A 23,322-nucleotide genomic window follows, 5' to 3' on the forward strand; every position below is an offset into this window, starting at 1 on the left:
CGATGAACCTGTCGCGTCCCTTCATCACCCGCCCCGTCGCGACGACGCTGCTCGCGCTCGGCGTCGCGCTCGCGGGCCTGTTCGCGTTCATCAAGCTGCCGGTGTCGCCGCTGCCGCAGGTCGACTTCCCGACCATCTCGGTGCAGGCGTCGCTGCCCGGCGCGAGCCCGGAGACGGTCGCGACCAGCGTGACCAGCCCGCTCGAGCGGCACCTCGGCTCGATCGCCGACGTCACCGAAATGACGTCGACCAGCACCGTCGGCAACGCGCGGATCATCCTGCAGTTCGGGCTGAACCGCGACATCGACGGCGCCGCGCGCGACGTGCAGGCCGCGATCAATGCCGCGCGCGCCGACCTGCCCGCATCGCTGAAGAGCAACCCGACGTACCGCAAGGTCAACCCGGCCGATTCGCCGATCATGATCGTGTCGCTGACGTCGGAAACGTCGTCGCCCGCGAAGCTGTACGACGCCGCGTCGACCGTGCTGCAGCAGTCGCTGTCGCAGATCGACGGGATCGGCCAGGTGACGGTGAGCGGCTCCGCGAACCCGGCCGTGCGCGTCGAGCTCCAGCCGCAGGCGCTGTTCCACTACGGGATCGGCCTCGAGGACGTGCGCGCGGCGCTCTCGTCCGCCAACGCGAACAGCCCGAAGGGCGCGATCGAGTTCGGCCCGCAGCACTACCAGCTCTATACGAACGACCAGGCGTCGCAGGCATCGCAGTACAGCGATCTCGTCGTCGCGTACCGCAACGGCGCGGCCGTGCGGCTGTCGGATCTGTCCGACGTCGTCGATTCGGTCGAGGATCTGCGCAACCTCGGCCTGTCGAACGGCAAGCGCGCGGTGCTCGTGATCCTCTACCGCTCCCCCGGCGCGAACATCATCGACACGATCGACCGCGTGCGCGCGGCGCTGCCGCAGCTCACCGCGTCGCTGCCGGCCGACATCACGGTCACGCCGGTGCTCGACCGGTCGACCACCATTCGCGCGTCGCTGAAGGACACCGAGCACACGCTGCTGATCGCGATCAGCCTGGTCGTGATGGTCGTGTTCCTGTTCCTGCGCAACTGGCGCGCGACGCTGATCCCGAGCGTCGCGGTGCCGATCTCGATCATCGGCACGTTCGGCGCGATGTACCTGCTCGGCTTCTCGATCGACAACCTGTCGCTGATGGCGCTGATCGTCGCGACCGGCTTCGTCGTCGACGATGCGATCGTCGTGCTCGAGAACATCACGCGCCACATCGAGAACGGCAAGCCCAGGATGCAGGCGGCGTTCGACGGCGCGCGCGAGGTCGGCTTCACGGTGCTGTCGATGAGCCTCTCGCTCGTCGCGGTGTTCCTGCCGATCCTGCTGATGGGCGGCATCGTCGGGCGCCTGTTCCGCGAATTCGCGCTGACGCTGTCGCTCGCGATCGCCGTGTCGCTCGCGGTGTCGCTCACGGTCACGCCGATGATGTGCGCGCGCCTGCTGCGCGAGCCGCACGAGGTCGAGGACGAAGGCCGCTTCGGCCGTTTCCTCGAGCGCTTCTTCGCGCGGATGCAGCGCGGCTACGAGCGCTCGCTGTCGTGGGCGCTGCGCCGCCCGCTGCTGATCCTGCTGATCCTGTTCGCGACGATCGGCCTCAACGTCTACCTGTATATCGTCGTACCGAAGGGCTTCTTCCCGCAGCAGGACACCGGGCTGATGATCGGCGGCATTCGCGCCGACCAGTCCACGTCGTTCCAGGCGATGAAGCAGAAGTTCACCGAGATGATGCGGATCGTGCAGGCCAACCCGAACGTGGCGAGCGTGGCGGGCTTTACCGGCGGCACGCAGACCAACTCGGGCTTCATGTTCGTGATGCTGAAGGATCGCACCCAGCGCAAGCTGTCCGCCGACCAGGTGATCCAGCAACTGCGCAAGCCGCTGTCGGACGTCGCCGGCGCGAGCACGTTCCTGCAGGCCGCGCAGGACATTCGCGTGGGCGGCCGGCAGAGCAACGCGCAGTACCAGTTCACGCTGCTCGGCGATTCGAGCGCCGATCTGTACAAATGGGGGCCACTGCTGACCGAGGCGCTGCAAAAGCGCCCCGAGCTGACCGACGTGAACTCCGACCAGCAGCAAGGCGGCATGGAGGCCATGGTGACGATCGACCGCGCGACCGCCGCGCGGTTCGGCATCAAGCCCGCGCAGATCGACAACACGCTGTACGACGCGTTCGGCCAGCGCCAGGTCTCGACGATCTACAACCCGCTGAACCAGTACCACGTCGTGATGGAAGTCGCGCCGCAATACTGGCAGAGCCCGGAGATGCTGAACCAGGTGTGGATCAGCACGTCGGGCGGCAGCGCGAACGGCTCACAGACCACCAACGCCGCCGCCGGCACCTTCGTCGCGACGTCGGCCGGCACGTCGAGCGCCGGCACGGGCGCCACCAGTGCCGCGGCGATCGCATCCGATTCCGCGCGCAACCAGGCGCTGAACTCGATCGCGTCGAGCGGCAAGTCGAGCGCATCGTCTGGCGCATCGGTGTCGACGTCGAAGTCGACGATGATCCCGTTGTCGGCGATCGCGTCGTTCGGCCCGAGTACGACGCCGCTGTCGGTCAACCACCAGGGGCTGTTCGTCGCGACGACGATCTCGTTCAACCTGCCGCCGGGCGTGTCGCTGTCGCAGGCGACCCAGGTGATCTACCAGACGATGGCGCAGATCGGCGTGCCGCCGACGATCGTCGGCAGCTTCCAGGGCACCGCGCAGGCGTTCCAGCAGTCGCTGAACAACCAGCCGATCCTGATCCTCGCGGCGCTGCTGGCCGTCTACATCGTGCTCGGGATCCTGTACGAGAGCTACATCCACCCGATCACGATCCTGTCGACGCTGCCGTCGGCCGGCGTCGGCGCGCTGCTCGCGCTGCTGCTGTTCAAGACCGAGTTCAGCATCATCGCGCTGATCGGCGTGATCCTGCTGATCGGTATCGTGAAGAAGAACGCGATCATGATGGTCGACTTCGCGATCGACCAGACGCGCAGCGGCCACAAGTCGTCGTTCGATGCGATCCACGAGGCGTGTCTGCTGCGCTTCCGGCCGATCATGATGACGACGATGGCGGCGCTGCTCGGCGCGCTGCCGCTCGCGTTCGGTCACGGCGACGGCGCCGAGCTGCGCGCGCCGCTTGGGATCGCGATCGCAGGCGGCCTGGTCATGTCGCAGGTGCTGACGCTCTATACGACGCCGGTCGTCTACCTGTACATGGACCGCCTGCGCGTCTGGAGCGAGAAGCGCCGCAACCGTCGCGGCAATTCGGGCGGCCCGGCAGTGGCCGGCGAGTAATCCACGAGACGTGCACAAGCGGCCGCCCCCGGGCGGCCGCTCGCACGCTTGAACCCCGGTGGCGATCGGCTATCGTGTGTCCATGCGCACCCTCGCGCCCGTTCCCGGGGACACACCATGAATGTCCAGCTCAACCATACGATCGTCTGGTGCCGCGACAAGCACGCGTCGAGCCGCTTTCTCGTCGAGCTTCTGGAACTGCCGGCACCGACGCCTTTCGGCGCGATGCTGGTCGTCCCGCTCGACAACGGCGTGTCGCTCGATTTCTACGAAAAGCAGGGAGAGATTACGGCGCAGCACTACGCGTTCCTGACCGACGAGGCCGGCTTCGATCGCGTGTACGCGCGCATTCGCGAGCAGGGGTTGCCACACTGGGCCGATCCGGCGAAGCGGCAGCCTAATGACATCTACCGCCACAACGGTGGTCGCGGTGTGTATTTCGACGATCCGGACGGTCACTTCCTCGAAGTGATGACCCGCCCGTACGTGCTGAACGGATAACGGTGCCTCGACCGGCATTGCACCGGCCAGGGCGTCGGCGCGGGCGGTGCCCCGAATCGGGCACCGCACCGCCCGGCCGCCGTTACTCGGCCGCCGCCGCCGTCTTGCGCGGACGGCGCGCGCGCGGGGCCGTCTTGCGGGCCGGCTTCTTCGGCTTTGCATCGGCCGGCGCATCACCGGTCGATTCCTGGGCCGCGTCATCGCCCGATGCACGGGCCGACTCGACCGGCGCAGCAGCTTCATGCGACGGCTGCGCGGCTGCGCCCGACCCGGCGAACTCGCCCGCCGACGGCGTCACGTGCTTCGCCGCGGTGTGGCGATCGTCGCCGTGCCCGGCGTCGCGATGCGTCGCTTCGGCATGCTTGCCGTCCGCGTGCTTGTCGCTACCGTGCTTCGCACCGCCGTGCACTGCGTCGTCCGGCTTCGCCGCTGCTTGACGGCCTGCCCCCTTCGCGTCGCCGCCCTTCTTCGCGCCGGCCTTCTTCGCCGCGCTCTTGCGAGTGCGCTTGCGGCCGTCCTTCGCATCGCCGTGCGTCTCGGTCGCTTCGACCGCGCCGACCGCGCCGACCGCGTCAGGCGCATCGACCGCGCCAGCCACATCGGCCACTTCCGCACGCGGGTTCGCCGCTTCGGTCATCACGTCGACCACGGCCGTCTCCTGCGCGTCGACCTGCACGCTTTCCTGCACGACCGCGGCCGCCTTGCCCCGCTGGCCGCGACGCCGTGACTCGCGCGCGGCCGGTGCCGCTGCCGGCTCCGCATGACGCGCGCCCTGGCCGTGATGGCCGGCACCCGTGTCGCGCGCGACCGGCGCATGCTCGGCCGCTGCCGACTGGCGCGGCCGCGACACGAACGCGCCGGACTTGTCGTCGCGCCCCACTTCGAGCAGCCCGCGCGCCTGCGCTTCGTCGAGCAGGTTGCCAAACGCGCGGAAACCGTAATACGACTCGTTGAAGTCCGGCTTGCGACGCTTGATCGCGCTCTTGAGCACCGACGCCCAGATCTTGCCGACGTCGTCGCGCTCCGACGCGAGCGCATCGAACGTCTCGACCGCCAGCGCGATCGCCTCGGTCCGGCGCGCTTCGATCTCGGGCTTGCGCGACGGTTCGTCGGGCCGCTTCGCGCCGCCGTTGCCGGTGCGCTGCTGTTCGCGCTTCGCCAGCGCGCGCTGCTGCTCGCGCACCAGATCGTCGTAGAAAATGAATTCGTCGCAGTTCGCGACCAGCAGGTCCGACGTCGACTTCTTCACGCCGACCCCGATCACCTTCTTCGCGTTCTCGCGCAGCTTCGACACGAGCGGCGAAAAATCCGAGTCGCCGCTGATGATCACGAACGTATCGACGTGCGACTTCGTGTAGCAGAGATCGAGCGCATCGACCACGAGCCGGATGTCGGCCGAGTTCTTGCCCGACTGGCGCACGTGCGGGATCTCGATCAGCTCGAAGCTCGCCTCGTGCATCGACGCCTTGAAGCCCTTGTAGCGCTCCCAGTCGCAATAGGCCTTCTTCACGACGATGCTGCCCTTCAACAGCAGGCGTTCCAGCACGGGCGTGATGTCGAATTTCTCGTACTTCGCGTCGCGCACGCCGAGCGCGACGTTCTCGAAGTCGCAGAACACGGCCATGCTGATGTTGTCCAGGGGTAATGCCATGTGTACTCCAACCGGTTGGTCGCCGCGTTGTATTCACTAGCGGCGAAAAATGCATCGCGCACATGATAGCCGGTCGGCGGGTCGATCCCGCAATCCGTGCGCAATGACCGTGCCACGGCGGGCCTCGTCGGACCCCGCTTGCCGGCCGCATGCGGTGCGGCCCTTATTACCCGCGCGCCGCCCGCCCAAATCGACATACACTTGAATATCGGTCGTCCGTCCCCATCTGGAAGGATGACGCATCGAGCAAGGAGCGCTTTCATGACGACGAAGGTACTGCTGATTGGCGCAACGGGCCGCACCGGCCACGCGTGCGCGGATCTGCTGCTCAAGCAGCCGGAATTCGAGGTGACTGCGCTGGTGCGCCGGCACGGTTATGCGCTGCCGGGCGCGAAGGTCGTCGAGGCCGACCTGACGGGCGATTTCTCGCACGCGTTCCAGGGCATCACGCACGTGATCTACGCGGCCGGCTCGGCCGAGTCGGAAGGCGCTGCCGAAGAGGAGCAGATCGACCGAGACGCGGTCGCGCGCGCGGCCGAGCATGCGCTCGCCTACAACGTGCAGAAGCTGGTCGTGATCAGTTCGCTGAGCGCGTACTGGCCGGAGCGCAGCGGCGACGCGCTGCGCCACTATTCGCAGATGAAGCGCGAAGGCGACGAGCGCGTGATCGCGTCGGGCATCGACTACGTGATCCTGCGCCCCGGCCCGCTCGCGGACGGCCCGGGCGTCGGCAAGATCGCGCTGACCGAGGAGCCGCTCGACGCAGCGCCGCCCGTCTCGCGCCAGGATGTCGCATGGGCCGCGATCGAAACGATCAAGCTTGGCATCTCGCGCAAGGTCATCGGCTTCGTCGGCGGCAGCGTGCCGATCGAGCAGGCGTTGCGCGCGTAACGTGCTCCCGCGCCGCCGCCCGGCGGCGCGTTGCAGCCGGAATGCCCGACGGCCCGCGCAACGGGCCGCCTGGCTCGAGGCCCGCTCCGCTACGGGCCGCTTACTGCTTCGGATGCGCGTCGGCCCACGCCTTCACCGCGCCGAGCGTATTCTCGACGTGCTTGTCCGGCGACAGGCTCGTGTATTCGTAGATCACCTTCCCTTCCGGCGAAATCACGTAGGACACGCGGTTCGCGCGATCGAGCGCGGGCAGCTTCGCGTCGTATTCGCGGATGATCTTCGCGTCCGGGTCGGCCGCGACCGGGAACTTGCTGCGGCACTCGCTCACCGAGAACTTGGTCAGCGTGTCGATGTTGTCTGCGGATACGCCGATCACCGTCGCGCCGTAAGCCTTGTAACGATCGACCGCATCGGCAAACGCGTGCGCCTCGATCGTGCACCCCTTCGTGAATGCGGCCGGGTAGAAATACAGCACGACCGGCCCGTGCTTCAGCGCATCGGCGAGCGAGTACGTGTAAGTCTTGCCGCCCAGCGACGCCTGCGTCGTAAAGTCGGGCGCGGTGGCGCCCGGCTTCAGCTGCGCCTGCGCGACCAGCGCATGACCTGCCAACAGCAGCGCCGCCGAGGCGCCCACCAACAGTTTTCGCTTCATCTGCGTCCTCATTTCTTATAAAGTCAGCCTCGATGTAGGCCATCCGACCGTTCGCCTGTCGAACGTCGCCGTGTACAACCCGACCCAGCGGCAGCGCCAGCCGCGACCGGGTGGTTAAAGATTCCGCGCAGTCTGCCGTTATTCCTTCCGGACAACCGGTTCCAGCCCTTCACGTCAGCGAGACACATGGAAGCCAACAGGAAACAGACGCCACGCAAGGGCACCTGGCGCAGCGCCTTGCATACGCTGCGCCGCTTCGCGTGGTCGGGCGGCGCGCTGATGCCTGCACGCGCCGGCACGCCGCGCCGCGACGACACCGTGCGCGACTGGCTGGAACAGACGGTCGGCACGGTGGACTTCCTCGCCCATGTCGACCGCGAGCTGCGCTTTCTGTACGTGTCCGACGCGAGCCTGCGCTTCATCGGTTATCACCGCGACTACCTGCACACGCTGACGCTGCGCGACCTCATCGCGGAACAGGATACCGCGACGCTCGAAGGACTGCTCGCGCGCGCCGCGCGTTCCGGCCAGGTCGAGAAGGCGACGATGTGCATCGTGAAGTCGCTCACCTACCCGCTCGACGTCGAAGTCCGCGCGTTCAAGAGCCGCCACCACGGCGTCGACGGCTTCGCGATCGCGGCATTCGACGTGTCGGCATGGCGCGCACTCGAGGCCCGCCTGACGTACGAAATGCACCACGACCCGATGACGGGGCTCGACAACCTGTCCGCGCTCGTGCCCGCGCTGATGCGTGCGCAGCAGGCCGCCGACGAGGCCGGCACCTGCGCGGCGCTGCTGCTGCTCGATCTCGACGACTATCAACGCATCAACCGCGCGCTCGGCTACGACGCCGGCGACGCGCTGCTGCGCGAAACCGCGCGGCGGCTGCGGGCGCTCGTCACGCCCGGCGAACAGCTCGCGCGCGTCGCGAGCGACAAGTTCGCGGTCGTGTTCACCGCGTCGGATCGCTCGCGCGGCAGCGACGCGGCAGACGCGCTCGCGCGACGGCTGCAGGCCGCGGTGCGCGAACCTTACGTGTACCAGGGACAGACCGTGCACCTGTCGGCGAGCATCGGCATCGCGCTCTACCCCGACGAGCGCGCCGCGCCGCACCGCGCGCAGCACCACAGCCCGCTGCTGCGCCGTGCCGACCACGCGCTCACGCAGGCGAAGGCGTCGGGCGGCAATGCGCTCGCGTTTCACGCGCCCGTCGACGATCCGGCCGACGCCGAGCGGCTCAAGCTCGAAGCCGACCTGTACGACGGCGTGCGCAACGGCGAGTTCTCGCTCCATTTCCAGCCGATCACGCGCAGCCAGTCGGGCGCGGTGGTCGGCGTCGAGGCGCTGATCCGCTGGCGCCATCCGGTGCACGGGCTCGTGCCGCCGGCGACCTTCATTCCGCTTGCCGAATCGATCGGCCTGATCAACTATCTCGGCAACTGGGTGCTCAAGGCCGCGTGCATGCAGCTCGTCGCGTGGGATCGCCAGGGGCTCGCGCTGCAGTACGTGGCGGTCAACGTGTCGCCGCAGCAGTTCCGCGACCCGCGGTTCGCGCAGAGCGTGCGCGAGGCGATGACGCTGACGGGCATCGACCCGCACCGCATCGTGCTGGAAATCACCGAAAGCCTGCTGATGCACGACCCCTCGAAGGCGAAAGCGCTGCTCGAAGAGCTGACCGAGATGGGCATCCGCTTCGCGATCGACGATTTCGGCACCGGCTATTCGAGCCTCGCGTACCTGCAGCGCTTCCCGCTCGCGAAGCTGAAGATCGACCGCAGCTTCGTCGAGAACCTGCTGACCTCGCGCAACGATCGCGCGATCGTGTCGGCGGTGGTCGGCCTCGCGCAGACGCTCGACCTCGAACTCGTCGCGGAAGGCGTCGAGACGGAGGCGCAGCGCGCGCTGCTGACCGAGATGGGCTGCAACCACATCCAGGGCTGGCTCGTCTGCCAGGCCCTGCCGTCCGAGGAACTCGCGCGGCGCTTCGAGGCGCAACAACTGCGTCTGCACGCTGCCTGATACCCGGCGAACCGAACAGATCCGTATGTCAATCACCGCACACCTGCCCCGCACGGCACTGCTAGACAAGCTGTGGGCCCGGATGAACGAACGGGGCGACTTCCCGCTGCTGTCGGAATCGCTGCGCGCGACGATGGCCGCGATGAAGAACGACGACCTCGACTTCACCGCGCTCGTGCGCGTCGTGCTGTCGGACTTCGCCCTCACGCACAAGGTGCTGCGGCTCGCGAATTCCGCGATGTACATGGCGTTCGGCGGCAACATCACGACCGTCACGCGAGCGCTGATGGTGCTCGGCATGGACACGGTCGGCCATCTCGTCGTCGGGCTGAAACTCGTCGACCATTTCCATCACAGCACGCCGCGCCGCATCGACGCGAAGCTCGAGCTGAACCGCGCGCTGCTGTCTGGCTGCGTCGCCCGCAAGCTGACCGAGCATGCGCAGTTGCGCGGCGGCGAGGAAGCCGTCGTCTGCACGCTGATGCGCCAGGTCGGCAAGCTGCTCGTGGTCTGTTATCTCGACAGCGAATGGGATCGCATCCGCCGCCGCGCGGCCGAGCTGAACGGCGACGAAGCGGCTGCCTGCGTCGACGTGCTGGGCGTCGGCTTCGACGCGATCGGCCTCGAGGCCGCCGCGAGCTGGCGGCTGCCCGACGTGATCCGCGCCGGGATGGCCAACGACGACGCTTACGCGGCGCACGCCGACCTGCTCGCCGACGATGACGAAAGCGGCGCACGCGCCGACCGCCGGCGCACCGCGGACGTATCGGACGACGACGGCGCCGAGCACGTCCGCTGGCTGCGCGCGGTGAGCCGCTGCTCGACCGACGTCGCCGGCGCGCTTGCGATACCCGAGAGCCCGCAGCGCGACGCGCGCATCGCGGTGCTCGCGCAGCACTACGGCGCCGAGCTGCAAATCGAGTCCGGCGCGCTCGTCGAGATCGCCGACCGGCTCGCGCGCGAGGAAGCCAGCGACACCATGATGCGCGAGATCGTCGAGCTGCGCGCGAACGCCGATGCGATCGCGCGGGCGCAGGCCGAACCCGAGGCGTGCCTCGAAGCGGGCCTCGCGGACTTGCGCGCACTGCCGTCCGAACACGTGCTGACACCGGTGCTCGCGCTCGCGGCGGAAAGCCTGCTCGCGGGTCTCGCGTTCACGCGCACCGTGATGTTCGTACGCCACGACGACGGCACGTTCGCCGCGCGTCTCGGCTTCGGCCCCGGCGTCGATGCGGTGCTCGAGCGGCTGCGCTTCGACGAGCGCTTCGAGCCGGACGTCTTCCATCTCGCGATTACCAACTCGGTCGGCATCTTCATCGAGCAGGCGCAGGAGCCGAAGATGGTGAAGCGCCTGCCCGCGTGGTATCTCGACGCGCTGCCCGATACGCGCGCGTTCGTGCTGCTGCCGGTGCGCGTCGGCACGACGACCGTCGGGTTGCTGTACGGCGACTGGGCCGGCGCGCAACACGCGCGCAAGATCACGCAGCAGGAAATGGGCGTGCTCAACGAGCTCGCGCGGGAGCTGGCCCGCTTCTTCCCGTCGTAACGTCGGCCGCCGCCGGCACCGGCAACTTCGGACAACCGGGCCCCAAAAGCAAACCGGCCGCAAAAGCGGCCGGCTGCATCGTGCGACGAATCGAAACGCTTACTTGAGCGTCACGGGCACGCTGAAGTACTTCTTCGCGAGATTGTCGATCGTGCCGTCGGCCTTCAGTTCCTTCAGCGCCTGATCGAGCGCGGTCTTCAGCGCCGCGTCGTTCTTGCGCAGGCCGAAGCCGACGCCCGAGCCGAGGATCTCGGCATCGCTGACCGTACCGCCGGCGAACGCGAAGCCCTGGCCTTGCGGCTTCGACAGGAAGCCCTTCGAGCTGGCTTCCGAATCCTGGAACGTCGCGTCGAGGCGGCCCGACTTCAGGTCGGCGTACGCCAGGTCCTGCGTCTGGTACGGCACGACTTCGACGCCGGCCGGCGCCCACTTCTTCTTCGCGTACGCTTCCTGGATCGTGCCCTGCAGCACGCCGATGCGCTTGCCCTTCAGCGATTGCGGCGTCGGCTGCATGCCGCTGCCCTGCTTCGCGATCAGCTGGTTCGGGATCGTGTAGATCGGATCGGTGAACGCGATCGCATGCTTGCGCTGGTCCGTGATCGTCATGTCCGAGTTGATCGCATCGAACTTGCGCGCCTGCAGCGCGGGGATCAGGCCGTCGAAGTCGTTCTCGACCCACACGCACTTCGTCTTCAGCTTCGCGCACACCGCGTTGCCGATGTCGATGTCGAAGCCGGTCAGCTTGCCGTCGGGCGTCTTGTATTCGAACGGCGCATACGAGGCCTCGACGCCGAACCGGATCTCCTTCAGATCCGCGGCCATCGCGCTGCCTGCCGCCACGGCCGATGCCGCCACTACCGCGTGCGCGGCCACTTTACGCCAATCCAACTTCATCAGGTGTTCTCCTCGATACTCGAATGTTCCGGAACTACGGGCGCATGCATCATTGCAGGGTCGGATGACAACGACAACGCCGATGCCGCGCCTTGATGCGGCGCAACAGCCGCAAGGCCGCGATTGTACCAATCCGCGCGGCCCGATACGGCAAAGCGGCCGCCGATGCACGATGCTGCGCTGCGTGCACGGCGGCCGTCATGCAACCCGTCGAACTTGCAAGACGGTGTCGCAAATACGCAAGCGCGACGCGCGCGCCGTCTGCGCGGCATGCGGGCGTCGTCACAACAATGAATGGACTGCGGGCCGATGCGCTGGCCGCACGTCAATCAGACGAGTGCGGCCAGCGTGTCGCGCGTCGTATCGACGACGAGCAGGCCCGCGCGCAAACCCGGCTTCACGGTCGGGTTCGGAAACACGATGCGCTCCTCGTCGTGCTTCACCGTGTAGCGGTAGTCGCCGTCCTGCGCAAGCACGGTGCCGCGCGCGAACGCGGTGAAGTTCGCGACGTCGGCCGCGACGAACAGCTCGAGCGCGTCGCTCTGCTTCGTGATCTGGTCGATCACGGTGAACACGCGCGGCAACGGCGCGTCCCTGTCGCCGGGCGCCCCCGACACCAACTTGCGCACCGCCCGGTCGGCCGGCGCAAAGCGCGACAGGTCGTTCTGACCGAACGGCCGCACCTTGCCAAGCTCGAGCGTGCACGCGAGCGCGCCGCAATGCTCGGCCGTGAAATGCGAATACGTGTTGCCCTTCGCGGTGTGCAGCAGCACGGCCGCGATGCGCGCGTCGCCGAGCCATTCGATCATCGTGCGCGTCGGCGGCGTGCCCGTGTGCGGCAGCAGCGCGAACTGCTCGAACACCGATGCGCGAATCGCCGTGTGCATGTCGACATGCCAGCGCGCACTGCCTGCCGGTGCTGCCGCGAAGAATTCGGCAGCCGCCGTTTCGAGCTGCACCGCGCGCGGCGCTTCGCGGCTCGCGGGCACCTGCGCGTGACGACCGCCGAACAGGCGATTCAGGTCGTCGTCGAGATAGCGCTCGCCCGCCCGCATCGCCGGCACGTTGCCGAGCACGACGAGCAGCCGGCACGCGAGCGGCAACGCGCCGGCGGCAAGATCGCGCACCAGCATCGACAGCAGTTCGATCGGCGCGGTCTCGTCGCCATGCACGCCGGCCGATACGAGCACGCTCGCACGCGCCGCGTCGGCGGCATCGCCCGCCACCGGCTCCAGCGCGAGCAGTCCGTCGCCGCGCCAGTGCCAGCGCACCGCACCGCCCGCGCACGCGCCGGCCTTCACGTCCGGCGTGTCGCCCGTGAGCGTGAACGCGAGAAAGTCGTCGAGCAGCGCGGTGGCCGACATGCCGTGCTCAGCGCTGGAAGTCATACAGCGACCCGACGCGCAGGATCTGCGTGAGTTCGTCGAGCGCCGTGCGCGATTCGTCGAGCAGCGTCGGATCGGCGAGATCGTCCGGTGCGAGGCGATCGCGGTAGTGCTTTTCGATCCACGCGTCGAGCGACGCGAACAGCGTGTCGTTCATCCACACGTTCGACGTGACGGCCGCGCGCTCCGCGTCGTTCAGCACGACACGCAGGCGCAGGCAGGCGGGGCCGCCGCCGTTCTTCATGCTTTCGCGCAGGTCGAACACGAGCACGTCGCGGATCGGGCCGTTGCCGCTCGCGAGGTGGTCGAGATAAGCGGCGACGTTCGCGTTCTCGCGGCATTCCTGCGGCACGACGAGCACCTGCGAACCGTCGGCGCGCGACAGCAGCTGGCTGTTGAACAGATACGACGTGACCGCATCGTTCACGCTCACGGCCGCATCGGGCACCTCGATCACGTTCAGCCGCGCGCCGCGTGCGTCGAGCGTCGCCGTCAGCGTGTCGTAGATCGCCTGCCTGTTGACGAACGCGCGCTCGTGCGTGAACAGCGTGTCGCGGTTGCCGACCGAAATCACGTCGTTGTGGAACACGCCCGCGTCGATCACGTCCGGATCCTGCTGCGCGTAGACCGTCGCCGTTTCGGCCAGCCCGTGACGCTGCGCGATCGCGCGGCTCGCCTCGAAGGTCTGGCGCGCCGGGTAGCGCTTCGGCTCCGGGCCGCGGCGGTATTCCGAGCGGCCGTACACGAAGAATTCGACGCCCGGCTTGCCGTACTCGGCGCAAAAGCGCGTATGGTTCGCCGCGCCTTCGTCGCCGAGTGCCGGCGTGCCCGTCAGCGCCTCGTGCACCGCGAAGTGCGCGGGATCGGCGAACAGCGTCGACAGCGTGCGGCGCGTCGCGTCGTGCTCGATCGCACGATGCAGCTTGCTGCACAGGTTGGCCGGCGTGAAGTGCACGCGGCCGTCGCTCGTGTCGGCCGACGGGCTGACGGTGGCCGCGTTCGCGGTCCACATCGCCGACGCCGAGCTCGCCGCGGCGAGCAGCTCAGGCGCCTGCTTCGCGGCCTTCGCGATCACGTCCGCATCCTTGCCTGAGAAGCCGAGTTCGCGCAGCAGGCGCAACGACGGGCGCTCCTGCGGCGGCAGCACGCCTTGTGCGAAACCGAGATCCGCGAGCTGCTTCATCTTGCGCAGCCCCTGCTTCGCCGCGGCCTTCGGGTTCGCGGCCGATTTCTCGTTGTTGAGCGACGCCACGTTGCCGAACGACAGCCCGGCGTAGTTGTGGGTCGGGCCGACGAGTCCGTCGAAATTGGCTTCTTGTGCGTTCATCGTCGTTCCCTCGATCAGAAATGCAGGCCCGGCGACAGGCTCGCGGGCAAGGTCAGTTGGGTGCTCTCCACCGACGCCATCGGATACGCGCAATAGTCGGCGGCGTAGTACGCGCTCGGCCGATGGTTGCCCGAGCGGCCCGAGCCGCCGAACGGCGCGGCGGACGATGCGCCGTTGGTCGGACGGTTCCAGTTGACGATCCCCGCCCGGATCGTGCGGCGGAAGTGCGTCCATGCGTTCTCGTCGTCGGCGAGCAGGCCTGCGGACAGGCCGAACGCCGTGTCGTTCGCGCGCTCGATCGCTTCGTCGAACGTCGCGTAGCGGACGATCTGCGCGAGCGGGCCGAAGTGCTCTTCGTCGGGCAGGTTCGCCACGCCGGTCACGTCGATGATCGCTGCGTTGACGAAACCGAGGCGCGGGTCGCGCTGCGTCATCGCGATGACCGGCTTCGCACCCTGCTCGATCAGGCGCGACTGCGCGTCGACGAGTTTCGCGGCCGCGCGTGCCGAGATCACCGCGCCCATGAACGGCTGCGGATCGGCATCGAACACGTCGGCGGTGATCTTCGACGTGACGTCGGCAAAGCGTGCGAGGAAGCGGTCGCCGAACGCGCCCTGCGGCACGAAGATGCGGCGTGCGCACGTGCAGCGCTGGCCGGCCGACAGGAAGGCCGACTGGATCGTGTGATGCACGGCCGCGTCGATGTCCTCGACTTCGCCGATCACGAGCGGGTTGTTGCCGCCCATCTCGAGTGCGAGCACGATCTCCGGACGGCCGCCGAACTGCTTGTGCAGCAGCGTGCCGGTGTCCGAGCTGCCGGTGAAGAACAGCCCGTCGATCTGCCGATGGTTCGCGAGCGCGATGCCCGTGTCCTTCTCGCCCTGCACGAGGTTCAGCACACCGGCCGGCAGCCCGGCGTCGTGCCACACCTCGACCGTTGCGCGCGCGACGCCCGGTGCGAGCTCCGACGGCTTGAACACGACCGTGTTGCCGGCGATCAGCGCCGGCACGATATGGCCGTTCGGCAAGTGGCCGGGGAAGTTGTACGGACCGAACACCGCGACGACGCCGTGCGGGCGATGGCGCAGCACCGCGACGCCGTCGGCCATGTCCTGGCGCTTCTCGCCGGTGCGTTCCTGATAGGCCTGGATCGAGATGCCGACCTTCGCGGCCATCGCGGCGACTTCCGTGCGCGCTTCCCACAGCGGCTTGCCCGTCTCGCGGCCGATCGCGGTCGCGATCGCTTCCTTGCGCTCGGTGAGCTGCGCCGCGAAGCGCTTGACGATCTCGCAGCGGGCTTCGAAGTCGAGTGCCGACCAGCCGGCGAATGCGCGGCGTGCGCTCGCGACCGCGCGGTCGACGTCGGCCGCCGATGCGCTACCGCCCTGCCACGCGATGTCGTCGGTGCCGGGGTTGCGCGAAGCGAATGCGGGGCCCGAGCCTGCGACCCAGGCGCCGTCGATGAAGAGTTCCGTCATGATTCGTTTATCCCTGTTTGACTTTGAGCGGCAGCACGCGGACCGGATCGCCGGCCTTCACGCCGAGCGCGACGGCATCGTCGGCCGACAGCACGAACGAACCGTTCGCGACCACGCCCGGCGCGACGCCGACGCGGAAATCGTTCAGCGACGTGTTCGACACGAGCGACTTCGGCGGATGGCCGCCCTGTGTGCCCTCGCCTGCGTCCGGCACGCCGATCGCGACCGGCACCACGACACTCTCGCGCACCGTGCGCAGGTCGTTGACGTGGCATTCGAGCACCGGACCCGCGTCGAAGATGTCGACGTGGTTCTGGTAGCGCAGCCCTTCCGCTTCGAGCATCTTGCGCGCCGGCAGCGTGTCGCGGTGCGTGAGGCCGACCGCGTCCTGCGCGTCCTGCGGCAGCAGGTCGACGTACACCGGATAGCGCGGCATCAGTTCCGCGAGGAACGACTTGCGGCCGTGCGAGCTCAGGTAGTCCGCTGCGTTGAAATCGATCTGGTAGAAGTGCGAACCGACTGCGCGCCAGAACGGCGACGTGCCGTCTTCGTCGAAGTGGCCGCGCAGTTCCGCGCAGATGCGTTCCGGGAAGCGATCGCGGAACTGCGCGATGAACATGAAGCGCGAGCGCGACAGCAGGCCACCGACGCCGCCCGTGCGATAGCGCGGGCTCAGGAACAGCGAGCACACTTCCGCGTAGCCCGTCAGGTCGTGCGAGATGTTCAGCGCGGACATCCGCGTCCACACGCCGAGCTCCTGGCTCGCGTGCACGACGGTGCTCACGCGATAGTTGTAGAACGGCTGTTCGAGACCGACCTGCGTCTCGATTCCGCATACGCCCGCGATATCGCCCGTCGTCGATTCTTCCATCACGAAGAAGTAGCCGGCTTCGCCCGCCGCCGCGTTGCCTTCGAGCGTGCGGCGCGAGCGTTCGATGCGCGCGGCGAGCGCGTCGCGGTCGGGCTTGAACGTGGTCAGGCCCGGCCCGGTTTCCTTCGCGAGCGACACGAGCGCGTCGACGTCGCCCGTTTGTACGACCCGAACGACGATCATGCTGCGTCTCCCTTCAAATCTTCATCGTCGCGGCGGTGCAGCGGCACGCAGCGCACGACATCGCCATCCTTCACATCGAGTGCCGCGCGCACGTCGCCGGCCAGCGGCGCATGGGCCGTGTCGCCCGGCAGGTCGGCCAGCACGCAGCGGAACGATTCGCCGCTGCCGGTCGACACCATGTACGCCACGTCGCCCTGCTGATGCGCGGCTTCGCGCACCGTGCGCTCCGCGCCGTGCTTCACGCACGACGTGCGGTCGACCTGTGCGGTCAGCACCGGGCCTGCGTCGAAGATGTCGACGAAGCGGTCCGGCTCGAAGCCTTCCTCGAGGTGGATGTCGTACGCGAGCAGCGCCGTTTCGTTCGGCTCGCCGAGCACGCGCTGCGCGGCTTCCGGCAGCAGCGGCACGTAGAGCGGATACGCCGGCATCACTTCCGCGATGAACGTGCGGCTACGGCCGCCCGATGCGATATCGACATCGGTGAAATTGCGGCCGAAGAACTTGCGGCCCACCGCTTCCCAGAACGGCGATGCGCCCGTGTTGTCGCTCACGCCGAGCAGCAGCGTGAACACTTCCGGCGTGAAGCGGCGGCGGTGTGCGGCGATGTACATCATCCGCGCACGCGAGATCAGGTGCGCGGCCGCGTCGCCGCGCAGCGACGGATCGACGTAGAAGCCCGCCAGCCGGCTCTTGCCGGTCAGCTCGTGCGACATCGTGAGCGCGTGGATCTTGCGGTTCACGTGCAGCTCGCGCGACGCGTGGATCAGTGCGTCGTTGCGGAACGCGTAGAACGGTTCCGAATAGCCGGCCGCGGCCACGATGCTCGCCGTGCCGAGCAGCTTGCCCGTCGACGAATCCTCGAGCACGAAGAGATAGAACTCTTCGCCGGCGAAGTCGACGTCCGCGCGAAACGAATCTTCGGAGAGCGCCACGCGCGCTTCGAGCGCCGCGCGGTCGTGCGGCAGCGAGTGCAAGACTGGCTGCGCGGTGCGCGCCATGTGCGCGAGCGCATCGAGATCCGTGAGTTTGCCGGGGCGAACAAATAGCATCGTCGTTCCTGTTCTGCGGTGGATGCGCCGATCAGCGCGCGGTGGCTTCCTGGGCTGCGAGCACCTGTTCGACCGCCTTCTCGAAGCGCTTCATGCCTTCGTCGAGCAGGTCGAACGGAATCACGAGCGACGGCACGAAGCGCAGCACGTTCGGGCCGGCGATCAGCATGATCAGGCCGTGCTCGGCGGCGGCGGTGACGAAGTCCTTCGCGCGGCCGTCGAATGCGGCGGTGAGTTCCGCGCCGACCAGCAGGCCCTTGCCGCGGATGTCCTTGAAGATGCCGAAGCGTGCGTTGATGCGTTCGAGCGCGCCCTTCAGTCGCACGCTGCGTTCACGCACGCCTTCGAGCAGTGCCGGGTCGCCGATCAGTTCGACGACCTTGTCGGCGATCGCCGATGCGAGCGGGTTGCCGCCGTACGTCGTGCCGTGCACGCCGACCTTGAAGTGGGCGGCCAGTTCGTTCGTCGTCAGCATCGCGCCGATCGGGAAGCCGTTGCCGAGTGCCTTCGCGGTCGTCAGGATGTCCGGCGTGACGCCCGTGTCCATGTACGCGTAGAACTGGCCCGTGCGGCCGACGCCCGTTTGCACTTCGTCGAAAATCAGCAGTGCGCCGTTGGCGTCGCACGCTTCGCGCAGTGCCTTCAGGAAGGCCGGATCGGCCGGGATCACGCCGCCTTCGCCTTGCACCGGCTCGACGATCACCGCGCAGGTTTGCGGGCCGATTGCGGCCTTCGCGGCTTCGATGTCATTGAACGGCAGGTGCTTGATACCGCCCGGCACCGGGCCGAAGCCTTCCGAGTATTTCGGCTGGCCGCCGACGCTGACCGTGAAGAACGTGCGGCCGTGGAACGACTGCACGAACGACACGATTTCGTATTTATCGGCGCCGTGGCGGTCGAACGCGACGCGGCGTGCCAGCTTCAGTGCGGCTTCGTTCGCTTCCGCGCCCGAGTTCGCGAAGAATGCGCGGTCGGCGAAGGTCAGCGATTCGAGGCGCTTGGCGAGGCGCAGCACCGGCTCGTTCGTGTAGCCGTTGCCGATGTGCCAGAGCTTGCGGCTTTGTTCGTCCAGGACTTTCAGCAGTTCCGGGTGGCCGTGGCCCAGCGACGTCACTGCGATGCCGCAGGCGAAATCCACGTATTCGCGGCCGGCGGTGTCCCACACGCGGGAGCCCTCTGCACGGTCCGGCACGAACGGCGCGGGTGAGAATACCGGCACCATCACTTCGTCGAATGTCTGGCGGGTCACGGTCGAGGTCGTCATGGTCGTTCCTTTCGGTTTCGTAAGAGGGTTCAACAGGATCAAGTTTAGGTAAGGGTGACGCAAGCGTCTTGCAGAATTGCGACGGGTTCTATCGGAAGCGGATAGCGCGCTTAGGGTTTGCGTGGGACGCTCGGGTTTTTTCGTGAAGCACCTGTGATCGTGTCGGTCTATTAGTGTCGCCCCTGCGCGGGGCGGCGGTTACTTTTCTTTGTCTTGCCAAAGAAAAGTAACCAAAAGAAAGGCGCTCGGATAACGCAAGACCTCCCGGTGCCGTAGCCACCGGAGTGGCCCTCGCCTAAGTGTCCGCGCCAGTCGGGAACCCGGAGTGGTTCGAGCAATGGTTCTGACACCTCTCACCACCCCACGGAGCGGTATACCGCCCGCCAGCTCCATCCTCGCTTCGCTCGGCTGCAAGGTACTTCAGTCGCCGTTCATGCGCCCACGCACCATTGCCCCAGCCCCCATGATCGCAAAGGATACCGATTCATTTAGTGGATGCATGACCAATCGCGATTGCGTAAAACAATCGACCGGTAGCAATAGCGTCGAAAAGGGGCGCGGACGGATGGCCCCGTCGGCCGAGCGAAGCGAGGACGGAGCTAGCGGGCGGTATACCGCTCCGTGAGGTGGTGAGAGGTGTCAGAACCATTGCTCGAACCACTCCGGGTTCCCGACTGGCGCCGACACTTAGGCGGTGTCCACTCCGGCGACCATGGCACCGGGAAGTCTTGCGTTCTCACAGCGCCTTTCTTTTGGTTACTTTTCTTTGGCAAGACAAAGAAAAGTAACCGCCGCCCCGCGCAGGGGCGACGCTAATAGACCGACACGATCACAGGTGCTTCACGAAAAAAACGCGAGCGCAGCGCCAAACCCGAACGTCAATCCTTCCCGCGCTCGACGAGCGCCCCACCGCGAGGCTCGCTGCCACCGCCTGTCTGCTTCTCGAGCCACGCTCGCCGATCCTCCCGAGGCGTGACGCCAAACCGCTCGCGGTAAGCATTGGAAAAATGCGCAGCAGAAGAGAACCCGCAGGCGAGACTGACCTGCACCACCGACTTGCTGGTCCGCTGCAACTGAGTCCTTGCCTTGAGCAGCCGAAGATTGAGGTAGTACTTGGAGGGCATCGCCCCGAGATACTGTCGAAAGAGCCGCTCCAGTTGCCGGCGTGAAACGCCAACGAGCCCGGCAATCTCATCGGTCGTCAGAGGATCCTCGATATTGGCTTCCATCAAAAGCAAAGCATCATTCAACCGGGGATGCCGCTCACCGGGCGCGGTGACAAAAGGAATCCGTTGCCGCTCCTCGCCGCTGCGCAGCGTGCCGGCGCCAAGCGCATCGGCAATCCGCTCCGCGAGATCGACGCCATGTTCGCGGCCAATCATGGCCAGCATGAAATCCACGGTGGCCTGCCCACCGGCACAGGTCGCCCGATCGCGATCGATCTCGAAGATCTGCTGCGTGACGATCGAGCGCTCGAACTGCTCGGCGAACTGCTGATAGGTCTCCCAGTTCACGCTCACGCGATACCCGGAAAGCTGCCCGGCCATCGCGAGCCACCACACACCGTGGTGAATCCCGGTCACGACCGGCGTACGCTGCCCGACCCGCGCGAGACTCGCGAGAAACAACCGGTAATCGGCAAACTGCTGAAACCGCTCCGACACGACGATCAGCCAGTCGCACGCAATCGCATCGTTGAACGCCGCGTCGGCATGCCACTGCGCACCGCCGGCGAGCGGCACCGACCGCCCGTCCCACGAACACACCTGCCAGCGATACAGCAGCCGCCCGTCGATCTCGTTCGCGAGATTCAACGCATCGACGATCGGACCCACACCCGACATCGACACGGGCGGCAATGCAACAATCACCACCTGCGTCGTGCGGGTGGCGCTTGCGGGACGAGACACCGGTACCACGTATGACACCCGCCCTTCGCGTTACTTGAGACTGCCCGACAGGAACTGCTTCAGACGCTCGCTCTGCGGACGCACCAGCACCTCCTTCGGATCGCCCTCTTCCTCGGTTCGCCCCTGATGCAGGAACATCACGTGGTTCGACACGTTGCGCGCGAAACCCATCTCGTGCGTCACGACGATCATCGTGCGACCTTCCTCGGCCAGCTTCTGCATCACCTTCAGCACTTCGCCGACGAGTTCCGGATCGAGCGCCGACGTCGGCTCGTCGAACAGCATCACGTCGGGATTCATCGCCAGCGCACGCGCAATCGCGACACGCTGCTGCTGACCACCCGACAGATGCGACGGATACTGCTTCTCGACGCGCGGCGGCAAACCGACCTTCTCCAGGTACTCGCGCGCACGCTCCTCGGCTTCCTTCTTCGAAATGCCAAGCACGTGCACCGGCGCTTCCATCACGTTCTCGAGCACGTTCATGTGCGCCCACAGATTGAAGTGCTGGAACACCATCGCGAGCTTCGTGCGGATGCGCTGCAACTGCTTGTGATCCGCAACCTCCAGCGCACCGGCGCGGTCGGCCTTCGTGCGCACGGTCTCGCCGTCCACGACGATCTGCCCCGCATTCGGCCGCTCGAGAAAATTGATGCAACGCAGGAACGTGCTCTTGCCCGACCCGCTCGCGCCGATGATGCTGATGACGTCGCCGGCCTTCGCGTTCAGCGACACGCCCTTGAGCACCTCGTTATCGCCATAGCGCTTGTGAATGTCGACCGCGGCAAGCTTGGTGGAAGCGGACGCGCTCGTTTGAGTGATCTCGGCCAACTGGCTCTCCTCGAAGTGAAATCAATGACGGCCGGCCGCGAGATACGCGAGCCAGTGGCGCTCCGCCCGGCGAAATGCCGCGACGAGTGCGAACGATACCGCAAGATAGATCAGCGCGGCGATCCCGAACGACTGGAACGCCATGTAGGTCGCGGAATTGGCGTCGCGCGCGACCTTCAGGATGTCGGGCACGGTCGCCGTGAACGCGACGGTGGTCGCGTGCAGCATCAGGATCACCTCGTTGCTGTATAGCGGCAGCGCACGGCGCAGCGCCGACGGCAGGATCACGCGGCGATACATCGTGAACGGCGACATTCCGTAGGCACGGGCCGCCTCGACCTCGCCGTGCGGAATCGCACGAATCGCGCCGGCGAAGATCTCGGTCGTGTAAGCACAGGTGTTCAGCGCGAACGCGAGAATCGCGCAGTTGAAACCGCTGCGGAAAAACGCGTCGAGCAGCGAGTGCGAACGCACGAACTCGAGGCTGTACATGCCGGTGTACATCAGCAGCAGCTGCACGTAGAGCGGCGTGCCGCGGAACACGTACGTGTAGAAGCGCACCGGCATCGACACCCACTTCTTCTTCGATACGCGCGCGACCGCGAGCGGCACCGCACACACGAAGCCGAACGAAATCGACGCGACGAGCAGCCACAGCGTCACCGCAAGGCCGGAGAGGCGCTGGCCGTCCCAGTAAAGGAACGCCTGGCCGAATTCCTGGAGGATCTCGATCATAGTTCTGCGTGCCGCACGCCCGTGGAATAACGCTTCTCGAGCTGGATCAGCACGAGGTTGGAAACGGTGGTGATCGCCAGATAGATCAGCGCCGCGATGAGAATGAAGAAGAACATGTTGAACGTGCTCTTGCCGGCGTCCTGCGCGGCCTTCACGACGTCCGCGAGGCCGATGATCGACACCAGCGCGGTCGCCTTCACGAGCACCTGCCAGTTGTTGCCGATGCCCGGCAGCGCAAAGCGCATCATCTGCGGAAACATGATCCGCACGAACACGCGCAACCCGCTCATCCCGTAAGCGGCGCCCGCCTCGAGCTGGCCGCGCGGCACGGACAGGAATGCACCGCGGAACGTCTCGGTGAAGTACGCGCCGTAGATGAAGCCGAGCGTCAGGACGCCGGCGACGAACGGATCGATGTCGATCTGGTCCCAGCCGACGAGGTCGGTGAACTGGTTCAGCCAGATCTGGATGCTGTAGAACAACAGCAGCATCAGGACGAGGTCGGGTACCGAGCGGATCAGCGTCGTATAGCCGGTCGCGATCGCTCGCAGCACCCGGTTGTGCGACAGCTTCGCCACCGCGCCGATCAGCCCCAGCGCCACCGCAGCGGCGAGCGACAGCACCGACAGCTCGATGGTCTGCACGGTGCCGGCCCATAGGACAGGACCAAAGCCGTAAAGGAACACGCGCGTCTCCAGTGTTGATATGGATACCGGCGCGAATACCTGTCCCACGCCGGGCTGACGCGGATAGTCGCAAGCGAAATTGATTGCCTCAAATCACCGTGCGCGCCATTGCTGCGCCGCAGCAACTTGTCCCATCAT

Annotated in this window: 18 protein-coding genes; 5 read left to right on the forward strand and 13 right to left on the reverse strand. The window is 66.9% G+C overall.

The window, feature by feature from the left end:
• The first annotated feature begins 2 nt into the window (after window positions 1–2).
• A complete protein-coding gene (locus BX604_RS01520; RefSeq protein WP_098549260.1) occupies window positions 3–3,311 on the forward strand; it encodes an efflux RND transporter permease subunit in 3,309 nt (1,102 codons plus the stop codon).
• A 117-nt stretch (window positions 3,312–3,428) separates the two neighbouring features.
• Window positions 3,429–3,812: a VOC family protein gene (locus BX604_RS01525; protein ID WP_373562410.1), complete on the forward strand. Its 384-nt coding sequence runs from the start codon at window positions 3,429–3,431 to the stop codon at window positions 3,810–3,812.
• A gap of 82 nt (window positions 3,813–3,894) precedes the next feature.
• On the opposite strand, the gene BX604_RS01530 is transcribed toward BX604_RS01525, so the two are convergent.
• Window positions 3,895–5,463, reverse strand: a complete 1,569-nt coding sequence (locus tag BX604_RS01530; protein ID WP_098549262.1) for an NYN domain-containing protein — start codon at window positions 5,461–5,463, stop codon at window positions 3,895–3,897.
• A gap of 261 nt (window positions 5,464–5,724) precedes the next feature.
• Between BX604_RS01530 and BX604_RS01535 the strand changes: the two genes are divergently transcribed.
• On the forward strand, window positions 5,725–6,354 hold the full coding sequence (locus tag BX604_RS01535) for an NAD(P)H-binding protein (protein ID WP_098549263.1): 630 nt from the start codon (window positions 5,725–5,727) through the stop codon (window positions 6,352–6,354).
• Window positions 6,355–6,454: 100 nt separating this feature from the next.
• Here the strand turns inward: BX604_RS01535 and BX604_RS01540 are convergent, their stop codons facing one another.
• Window positions 6,455–7,006, reverse strand: a complete 552-nt coding sequence (locus tag BX604_RS01540) for a peroxiredoxin (protein WP_098549264.1) — start codon at window positions 7,004–7,006, stop codon at window positions 6,455–6,457.
• 279 nt (window positions 7,007–7,285) lie between these two features.
• Here BX604_RS01540 and cdpA point away from each other — a divergent pair, with 279 nt between their 5' ends.
• Together cdpA and BX604_RS01550 are read left to right on the forward strand one after the other, a co-directional pair.
• A complete protein-coding gene (gene cdpA / locus BX604_RS01545; protein WP_218926871.1) occupies window positions 7,286–9,025 on the forward strand; it encodes a cyclic di-GMP phosphodiesterase CdpA in 1,740 nt (579 codons plus the stop codon).
• A gap of 25 nt (window positions 9,026–9,050) precedes the next feature.
• Window positions 9,051–10,571, forward strand: a complete 1,521-nt coding sequence (locus BX604_RS01550; RefSeq protein ID WP_098549266.1) for an HDOD domain-containing protein — start codon at window positions 9,051–9,053, stop codon at window positions 10,569–10,571.
• 99 nt (window positions 10,572–10,670) lie between these two features.
• On the opposite strand, the gene BX604_RS01555 is transcribed toward BX604_RS01550, so the two are convergent.
• From BX604_RS01555 to BX604_RS01615, 11 genes are all read right to left on the reverse strand, one after another.
• Window positions 10,671–11,465, reverse strand: coding sequence for an ABC transporter substrate-binding protein (locus BX604_RS01555; protein ID WP_098549267.1), 795 nt, complete (start codon window positions 11,463–11,465; stop codon window positions 10,671–10,673).
• A gap of 329 nt (window positions 11,466–11,794) precedes the next feature.
• A complete protein-coding gene (astE, locus tag BX604_RS01565) occupies window positions 11,795–12,829 on the reverse strand; it encodes a succinylglutamate desuccinylase (RefSeq protein WP_175799407.1) in 1,035 nt (344 codons plus the stop codon).
• A gap of 7 nt (window positions 12,830–12,836) precedes the next feature.
• Window positions 12,837–14,177 (reverse strand): N-succinylarginine dihydrolase, encoded by a 1,341-nt coding sequence (gene astB, locus BX604_RS01570; protein WP_098549269.1) that lies wholly within the window; start codon window positions 14,175–14,177, stop codon window positions 12,837–12,839.
• Between the two features lie 14 nt (window positions 14,178–14,191).
• Window positions 14,192–15,655 carry a succinylglutamate-semialdehyde dehydrogenase gene (astD, locus tag BX604_RS01575; protein ID WP_098549270.1) on the reverse strand — a complete coding sequence of 488 codons (1,464 nt, stop codon included), beginning with the start codon at window positions 15,653–15,655 and terminating at the stop codon, window positions 14,192–14,194.
• Between the two features lie 7 nt (window positions 15,656–15,662).
• Window positions 15,663–16,709, reverse strand: coding sequence for an arginine N-succinyltransferase (gene astA / locus BX604_RS01580; protein WP_098549271.1), 1,047 nt, complete (start codon window positions 16,707–16,709; stop codon window positions 15,663–15,665).
• Window positions 16,706–17,758 carry an arginine/ornithine succinyltransferase subunit alpha gene (aruF, locus tag BX604_RS01585; RefSeq protein ID WP_098549272.1) on the reverse strand — a complete coding sequence of 351 codons (1,053 nt, stop codon included), beginning with the start codon at window positions 17,756–17,758 and terminating at the stop codon, window positions 16,706–16,708. The genes astA and aruF overlap by 4 nt, the downstream gene beginning before the upstream one ends.
• A gap of 31 nt (window positions 17,759–17,789) precedes the next feature.
• On the reverse strand, window positions 17,790–19,022 hold the full coding sequence (locus tag BX604_RS01590; protein WP_098549273.1) for an aspartate aminotransferase family protein: 1,233 nt from the start codon (window positions 19,020–19,022) through the stop codon (window positions 17,790–17,792).
• Window positions 19,023–19,900: 878 nt separating this feature from the next.
• A complete protein-coding gene (locus BX604_RS01600; protein WP_098552669.1) occupies window positions 19,901–20,941 on the reverse strand; it encodes a GlxA family transcriptional regulator in 1,041 nt (346 codons plus the stop codon).
• A gap of 21 nt (window positions 20,942–20,962) precedes the next feature.
• Window positions 20,963–21,763, reverse strand: a complete 801-nt coding sequence (locus BX604_RS01605) for an ABC transporter ATP-binding protein (protein WP_098549274.1) — start codon at window positions 21,761–21,763, stop codon at window positions 20,963–20,965.
• Between the two features lie 21 nt (window positions 21,764–21,784).
• Window positions 21,785–22,498 (reverse strand): ABC transporter permease, encoded by a 714-nt coding sequence (locus tag BX604_RS01610; RefSeq protein WP_098549275.1) that lies wholly within the window; start codon window positions 22,496–22,498, stop codon window positions 21,785–21,787.
• Window positions 22,495–23,184, reverse strand: coding sequence for an ABC transporter permease (locus tag BX604_RS01615; protein ID WP_098549276.1), 690 nt, complete (start codon window positions 23,182–23,184; stop codon window positions 22,495–22,497). The genes BX604_RS01610 and BX604_RS01615 overlap by 4 nt, the downstream gene beginning before the upstream one ends.
• Window positions 23,185–23,322: the final 138 nt, after the last annotated feature.

Source organism: Burkholderia sp. JKS000303, from assembly GCF_002563755.1.
Taxonomy (GTDB): Bacteria; Pseudomonadota; Gammaproteobacteria; order Burkholderiales; family Burkholderiaceae; genus Burkholderia; species Burkholderia anthina_B.